The 262-nt window shown below is 77.9% G+C and carries 1 protein-coding gene; it reads left to right on the plus strand.

All coding sequences use genetic code 11. The features are described 5' to 3' along the window. A partial coding sequence (locus tag D476_RS32930) for a LysR substrate-binding domain-containing protein (protein ID WP_040726020.1) occupies window positions 1-262 on the plus strand: 262 nt, incomplete at both ends.

Raw genomic sequence — 262 nt, forward strand, 5'->3', positions numbered from 1 at the left:
CTCACCGCGGCCCACCCCGACACCGAGGTGCACATCCGCGAGGCCGAGCCGGAGGCGAGCCTGCCGCTGGTCCGGCAGGGCGCGGTGGACCTGGCGCTGGCCTACCGCTTCGACGGCCCACTGCCCGGCCGGGTCGGGGTGGACCACGGACTGGAGTGGACGGGGCTGCTGGAGGACCCGCTGCACGTCGTGCTGCCCGAGGGACACCCGCTGGCCGGCCGAGGCGCGCTGGACCCGGCCGAGCTGGCGGGCGAGCCGTGGG

Origin of the sequence: Nocardiopsis chromatogenes YIM 90109 (assembly GCF_000341185.1) — a bacterium.
GTDB classification, from domain to species: domain Bacteria; phylum Actinomycetota; class Actinomycetes; order Streptosporangiales; family Streptosporangiaceae; genus Nocardiopsis_A; species Nocardiopsis_A chromatogenes.